The organism is Vibrio genomosp. F10 str. ZF-129 (assembly GCF_000287055.2).
Lineage (GTDB): Bacteria > Pseudomonadota > Gammaproteobacteria > Enterobacterales > Vibrionaceae > Vibrio.
Genome location: NZ_AJYQ02000071.1, coordinates 24,013 through 30,535 on the forward strand (window position 1 = coordinate 24,013; position 6,523 = coordinate 30,535).

Below are 6,523 nucleotides of genomic sequence, written 5' to 3' on the forward strand. Positions count from 1 at the left end.
ACGACATAATACCCATTAAATAATCTTTCAAAGTATTAATTAACTGTCTTTGAACGTCTTCATTGCTTGAAGGTGCTGAGATATCTTAGCAAATTTATGGCTTTGATTTTCGTCCCAAATAATATCGTAAAACTCTTCAAGCTCTTGAGCGGTTTGCTTATTGTCGTGTATCTCATCGCTAGTCGATAGAATCACTAAACAGCGACCTTTATTCTTCAGACGATATTTCTCAATACACTTCGTCGCAATGTCTTCATATTCTTCTGGACGGTCAATTCTACCGACCATGTTTCGCTCTGGGTGTAAGTTAGGGTTAAAAATAACCTGTTTAATACCACACAAGAATCCGATTCGTTCTGCCCAAAACCCGCCTAAGCCAACACCACAAATAAACGTTTTTTCATCTTTAGCTTGCTCGATGACTTTATGCACTTCTTTAAGTAGATGCTGCATGTCATGTTTCGGGTGGAGCGTGCTGTAGTTAATGAATCGGACATCCTCGTCAATAAACTGAAGCTGCAATATTTTCTCGTGATTCCCAGGGCTTGTAGAATCAAATCCATGTAAATATATAATCATAATAACGTTCCCCGTTTTTTCTCAATCTACCACGAAAAGTATGGTTTTAAAGGCTTCCACTTAGAATTACTCTATTCAAACGATAAAACAGTGATCTTGACGCAAGTCTGCATAATAATTCATCAAAAATTCACGCTGTAAATCGGCATATTCAAATATTAAGCGGTTATTTAACGTGAGTGACGCTACCACCATGGAATGCGGCTATCAGAGATTGAGATTCGATTAAGAATTGATCGTCTCCCCAAAGCTGATAAGCCAGTTGATACCATAACATCGACATCATTTGAATGCGTGGCAGCCAAGCTAGAACACCTTCGACCCAGTCATCCACTCCCTCGATTTCTCGTAACTGGCAGTATCGATATACCGATTCTAAAGGTTGCTGCTGGGCCACATGAATACTCAATGTCAGGTCTAGTCTAGGGTCCGCGATCGATGCGTACTCCCAGTCAATAACCCGATGGTTCGACTCTGTCTTGACCATATTGTAACCAGCCAAATCGAAATGGCATAATGCCGTACCCACATCGGGCAAACTCGGCGCACTTCTATAACGTTGATACAGGGACTTGAGATCTTCATTCTTATATTTTTCTGCAATCTGCAACCAATAATGATCGACTCTAGCGGTAAAACTGAATGGCGCAACGGGAGCACGCGACGTATCAAGTGAATGAATCGCCACCATGGTTTTCAATAATGAGTCAAAATTCAAGCCAGAGGCGAGCGATTCACCCTCAATCCACTCGACCAGCAAACCATGTTCATTAACAAAAATTGCTTTAGGGCCAAGACGAGAAGATTCAATGGATGAGAGGAGCTGATATTCTTGAATACGAGAAATAGCAAAGGCGGTGGTAATGGGGGTAATTGGTCGCCAAACATAGCAATCGTTGTTGGGCAACACCACTTTCCAACAACGATTGGTTAACCCCCCGGTTAATGTTTGCGCATAGATAGGGCAGCAATTAAAGAAGTGATCTAACGATTGTAGCGACACGTCTAACAGACAAGCTTCTTGCCACGACATTCTGGCCATAGTTCACCTCTTTAATTTGTTCGATCACATACCTAGAAAGCTCTTAGATTCCTGTTTGCGAATCTCAGTTTCATCAGCCCACTCAATTAGGCCAGTTTCTAAATCCATGAGTCGCATGGTCATTTTGTAGTAAACGTCTTTATCACTGCCCGCATTTTTTACGATACTTGAGAGGTTACCGTAAAGCATATATTGAGCGCCGACCATTTTACCAAATTGAATAGCCGTGCTTTGATTCACTAGCTCATCATTGTTCTGAAAGTTTAATTGATCTCGAACCGACTCAACGCGGTCCATATCGACAAAGCGGAACTTACCAGAGTTCAGCATTTTGGTGCTGATCGAATCGGTAATCGATTCAGTATCAATATGTTCTGTTGTTTTGTTTTTGATTCGTTCAACAAAAACGATTGGGCGCGAATCTTGAGTAATGACAGCCACAGAGCCTGACATCATCATACTATCGATCATTTCACCTGCGATGGTTTGCAGATCAGTAGACCCAAAATCAACCGTCGTCGTTTCGACCGCTTGTGAATCGCCGTAACTCACTTTGTTTGAACAGCCACCTAGAATAACCGCTAAACCTAGCAGTACTATGACACTTTTTTTCATGTTGATTCCTTTTCCTCGGTAATGAGAAGGTTTATAACTTACAAAAACAATCCGCACCTAACGCGACATTGCTCTCATTCATTTTGAAATGTATCTGATGCCGTACAGTTAATTGTCTAACTCACGAATTTGTACTCGAAACTGTGTCCCATTAGGATTGATTGACACTTCTGATAATGCGATTGACTCAAACCCTCGCACGATTGCTTTACGCCATGGTGAAAGCTTGGTATTAACTTCTAAACCTTCGTCGTCATACCAGTAGAATCGATACTGCACGTGCTGATCACCGGTATAATTGCTGGTGACCCTTACAACACCTCGTGCACGACCGTCCACTTCTGTTGTCGCGATATCATCAATAACTAAACGCGTACCTAGGACATTATCACCAAAAATGACGTTTTGAGTTGCCCCATCGACCCTAAGTCCTGCAGTATTGTCTGCACAGCCACTGATGAACAATGTCGCGCAGAAAACCAAAAACCAATGTTTCATGACCATCTGTTTCATTACAATCTCCCTAATTGTTTATGCCATACCGTGGCAGCCTCGCCTTGACGTGATACCCAAACCAAAGCTGTTCGACCTGCCTCCAGGTTAAACTTATACTCAATACCACTGACATCAACCACTTGTTCGCCAGCGCTGACAATTTCACTGCTCGATACTATTTCACCAGGGAGCGTTTGCCAGCTTCTTGTATCCGGTTGCTCCGTCAGTGTATTCCAAACATTAAAGAGTAGGTTAACGACATCATCTTCTTGTGCTGCCTCTTTACGTAGCTGATCTTTCGCATACACTCTGAGCGCTTGGCGAATAATCATCGACGGCATTTTTTCAGAGAGATCTCTTTGAGCCATCAAATTAACATCAGCCAATTGATGCTCGGATACGTCTTTGCCATTTAATGTAATCGAACTAAAACGTTGTGAAACATCATTCTCATAATATGGCAGCGCTAAAGAGTACAAAGCTCCGTTACCACGACTGTCATAAATAGGTAAAGTTTGCTTCCAACTTTGCAGTGCTTTAACGACACCTTGTTCTTGCAATACGATGACCCGTGCTTGATCCGCATTGAGTGTGGCTTGCACCCCGTAGGTTTCTTCTAACTGTGCAAGATCACTTCCCATACCCAGCCGCTTTGCTAAGCGAATCGTTGCATCGACGACTTGAGGGTTATCTGGCATCACTGCTAAAGCCCTTCTATAGTCTACATACGCACTGTTATATTCTCGAGAAGTTTCATACAGTAATCCAGACAAGTAGAGCAAATAACCATTTTGCACCGCTTGTAATGTCTCACCCGCATCAGGGTAATTTGACAACACGCTACCTAAATTAGGAGACAACCCTTGAGATTCAATCGAACTTTGTGCGGATTCAAGCTCTGATTGGCGATCTTGTCGAGCTTTTTCTTGAACCTGATTTGCACGGCGCATCTCAATCACAGCGCCTTCAAGATCATTCTCTTTAAGGTAGTTTAAACCTAGGTACAAATGCAAAAACCCAAGCTCATAGTCCGCAGGATAATAGCTTTTTAGGTTATCATTGATGGCGATGGAAGCCACACTGTTGGCCGTCTCGGTGACTGATATTGTCGCTTTATCTTGTTGAATGCGTACTGCATTATCTCCTGCCGTAAGACTGGCTTGGCTCTGCGGGTAATTTTCAGCTAAGAAATAGATTCGACCTTTTTCAAAATTATCCAGTACATCCCCGGCGACAAATTCAGCCAGACTTTGCTCTGCTTTATCATATTGACCGCTCTTCACGGCCTGATACGTCACATTGTGTTGCGCACTGTAGTGACTAAACAAATTACCGGCCGACATATTCGCACAAGCTGTCAAAACCACGGTAAAAGTAGAGACAAGAATAAGCTTGAACACTCGTTTCACAAAAGACTCCCAAATCATGTGCTGAGTTTTGTCACGCATTAGAGCGCGATACTGCGCGAGTTTATACTGAACGCACGATACATACAAAAACATGCATATAAAAACATGCATATAAAGCTCGACCTATGACGCTAATGCATAGCCGTGAACATAGCCACAGGTATGAACAATGACTAAAGATGGCCCATTCGGCTAATTAACCAGAATCGGGCCTAGCGCTCGCCCGCCGACTAAGTGCATATGGATATGGTAAACCTCTTGGCCTCCATAAGAGTTACAATTCATAATAAGGCGGTAACCGTCTTGATCTATCCCTTCTTCTTTAGCCAGTTTTTTTGCAACAGTAAACAAACGGCCCATAACGAGTTCATCTTCTGCCTCAATATCATTTACCGTCGGAATGAGCTTATTCGGAACAATCAAAACATGGATTGGCGCTCTAGGGTTAATGTCTCTAAATGCTGTAACCAACTCGTCCTGATAAACGATGTCTGCAGGAATTTCTTTATCAATGATCTTTCTAAAAATGGTTTCTTCAGCCATTAGGCACTCCAATTGCAAGTATGTTATTGATTACTAATATAAAGTGGGAAAATTGCCTTTCAGTATGAGCCAAGCACGTAAAAAGCTCAATAAAAACTCCAATTCCCAAAAATGAAATTGACTTAACAAATATGACAAAGAATTTGACTCCAAATCTATTTTTGTCTTGTCTATCAATAAATGTACACCTTATCCTCCATACAATAATGACTATTTTGTTAGTCTTTTTTGGCCTTTGGTCATTTTTATTATTTTGGAGAGAAGCATGAAAGGATCGGTCATTAGGCGTATGTATGGTGGATTTACCCTCATCATTATCATGTTTGCCGTTATTACAGTATTAATGCTGAATGGCATGAGCCAAATCCACACAAACTTTGAATCGGTATCTAAAGTGTCTCTACCTTTGGTATCGACATCCAACCAAACAGCGGTGCAACTGCTCTCTGCTGATAAGTCGTTTAAAGACTTTCTAACCACCCAAAATACCGATCGTATGGCAGCAATGCGCGAAGAGTTTGGCCTGGCGAAAGAGCGTTTTTCTGCAACACTCATGCAACTGCAAGAAGCCAGTGCCAACCAAAGCACGCTCGCCGATAGCATTGAACAGCTAAAAGCGATGGAAGAACGCTATTTCTCTGAAGCAGCAGAAGCCATGGACAACTATGAAGCCATGTTTGCAGCACAAGCTCAAGTACAGCAATCAACACGTCAGTTCCAACGTCTTCATTCTGAACTCAGCGCAGGAATGAAAGAGTACGTTGATGATCAAAGCAGTATTTCTGTCAAAGTCATGGCAAAAAGCTACTTCATCAAATTGAAAGACGCTGAAGTCATTACCTCTGATGCGCTTGCAAGCTCAGATGTAGAGTTTGTGAATAAAGCCGTCAATAAAAATAAGAAAGCGGTCACTCACTTAAACTACGCATTTCGCGGGCTAACTACACAGTTGCCGGAACTTAAAAAAGCCTTCCAAGAGTCGGTTGATAATTTCAGCCGTGATGTCGGTAAGAAAGGTGGAGTATTAGATCAGCATAATAGCTATTTGCTCGCCAAAGCGGCTCTTTATGACAACATAGGTAACCTCGCGATTGAGGTCGATAATGCCATGGCTATTTTGGATACATTCAATGGTGTTGCCTCTGACAAGTTAAACGCATCATTAACAGAAGCGGGCGATGTTTATGACCAAGGTGTCATCAAAGCGGTGATCATTTGCGCTATTGTGGTTATTTTTGCAACCGCTATCGGGTACCACATTGCCCAAAGTGTTCGAGAGCCACTGACTCGTATTTTAAAGACGCTTGAAAGCTTGACCGAAGGTGACATGACGCAACGCATTGATATTCGATACAACAATGAATTCAGCCGAGTGAGTGGTCATATCAACTCGTTGGCGGATAACCTCCACAATGTCCTTGTTGAATTGAATGATGCGTCTGACAACCTAACCAGTACCGCCAATACAAACCAAGCAACCTCTAGTCACGCTCAGGGGCAATTAAGCTCACAGCGTGAACAAACCTCTAACGTTGCAACAGCAATGACAGAGATGGCGCACTCGGTACAAGAAGTCGCACAAAGCGCACAGAGTTCTCAGAAAATGGTTCAGCAAGTGGAAACCGCGTCAGACTCTGGCAGACAAATCATGAGCACCAATATATCAACCATCAATCAATTAGAATCTCGTCTCAATGAGTCGGTTGATGCCGTGGGTGAATTACAGAAAATGAGCAGTCAAATCGGTTCTATTTTGGATGTTATTCGCAATATCGCTGAGCAAACCAATCTTCTTGCATTGAACGCGGCAATCGAAGCCGCTCGAGCCGGGGAGCAAGGC

The 6,523-nt window shown here is 42.6% G+C and carries 7 protein-coding genes; 1 reads left to right on the forward strand and 6 read right to left on the reverse strand.

Annotated elements, in window-relative coordinates:
- Positions 1-39 precede the first annotated feature (39 nt).
- The 6 genes from ycfP to A1QO_RS07305 form a co-directional block, all read right to left on the reverse strand.
- Entirely contained in the window at positions 40-579 is a 540-nt protein-coding gene (gene ycfP / locus A1QO_RS07280; RefSeq protein ID WP_017039335.1) for an alpha/beta hydrolase YcfP, read from the reverse strand.
- A gap of 166 nt (positions 580-745) precedes the next feature.
- Positions 746-1,621, reverse strand: a complete 876-nt coding sequence (locus A1QO_RS07285) for a phosphotransferase (RefSeq protein ID WP_017039336.1) — start codon at positions 1,619-1,621, stop codon at positions 746-748.
- A 24-nt stretch (positions 1,622-1,645) separates the two neighbouring features.
- Positions 1,646-2,236 carry a penicillin-binding protein activator LpoB gene (gene lpoB / locus A1QO_RS07290; protein ID WP_017033853.1) on the reverse strand — a complete coding sequence of 197 codons (591 nt, stop codon included), beginning with the start codon at positions 2,234-2,236 and terminating at the stop codon, positions 1,646-1,648.
- 108 nt (positions 2,237-2,344) lie between these two features.
- Positions 2,345-2,749: a YcfL family protein gene (locus A1QO_RS07295; protein WP_017033854.1), complete on the reverse strand. Its 405-nt coding sequence runs from the start codon at positions 2,747-2,749 to the stop codon at positions 2,345-2,347.
- Positions 2,749-4,179, reverse strand: coding sequence for a COG3014 family protein (locus A1QO_RS07300; protein ID WP_017039337.1), 1,431 nt, complete (start codon positions 4,177-4,179; stop codon positions 2,749-2,751). The genes A1QO_RS07295 and A1QO_RS07300 overlap by 1 nt, the downstream gene beginning before the upstream one ends.
- 153 nt (positions 4,180-4,332) lie before the next feature.
- Positions 4,333-4,683 carry an HIT domain-containing protein gene (locus A1QO_RS07305; RefSeq protein WP_017033856.1) on the reverse strand — a complete coding sequence of 117 codons (351 nt, stop codon included), beginning with the start codon at positions 4,681-4,683 and terminating at the stop codon, positions 4,333-4,335.
- 265 nt (positions 4,684-4,948) lie between these two features.
- Here A1QO_RS07305 and A1QO_RS07310 point away from each other — a divergent pair.
- On the forward strand, positions 4,949-6,523 hold a 1,575-nt coding region (locus A1QO_RS07310; protein WP_017041384.1), incomplete at its 3' end, for a methyl-accepting chemotaxis protein.

What these genes read in the sequence shown, in the direction of transcription:
- ycfP (WP_017039335.1), bottom strand. Translation starts at nt 579, where the DNA reads ATGATTATATATTTACATGGATTTGATTCTACAAGCCCTGGGAATCAC.
- A1QO_RS07285 (WP_017039336.1), bottom strand. Translation starts at nt 1,621, where the DNA reads ATGGCCAGAATGTCGTGGCAAGAAGCTTGTCTGTTAGACGTGTCGCTA.
- lpoB (WP_017033853.1), bottom strand. Translation starts at nt 2,236, where the DNA reads ATGAAAAAAAGTGTCATAGTACTGCTAGGTTTAGCGGTTATTCTAGGT.
- A1QO_RS07295 (WP_017033854.1), bottom strand. Translation starts at nt 2,749, where the DNA reads ATGAAACAGATGGTCATGAAACATTGGTTTTTGGTTTTCTGCGCGACA.
- A1QO_RS07300 (WP_017039337.1), bottom strand. Translation starts at nt 4,179, where the DNA reads ATGCGTGACAAAACTCAGCACATGATTTGGGAGTCTTTTGTGAAACGA.
- A1QO_RS07305 (WP_017033856.1), bottom strand. Translation starts at nt 4,683, where the DNA reads ATGGCTGAAGAAACCATTTTTAGAAAGATCATTGATAAAGAAATTCCT.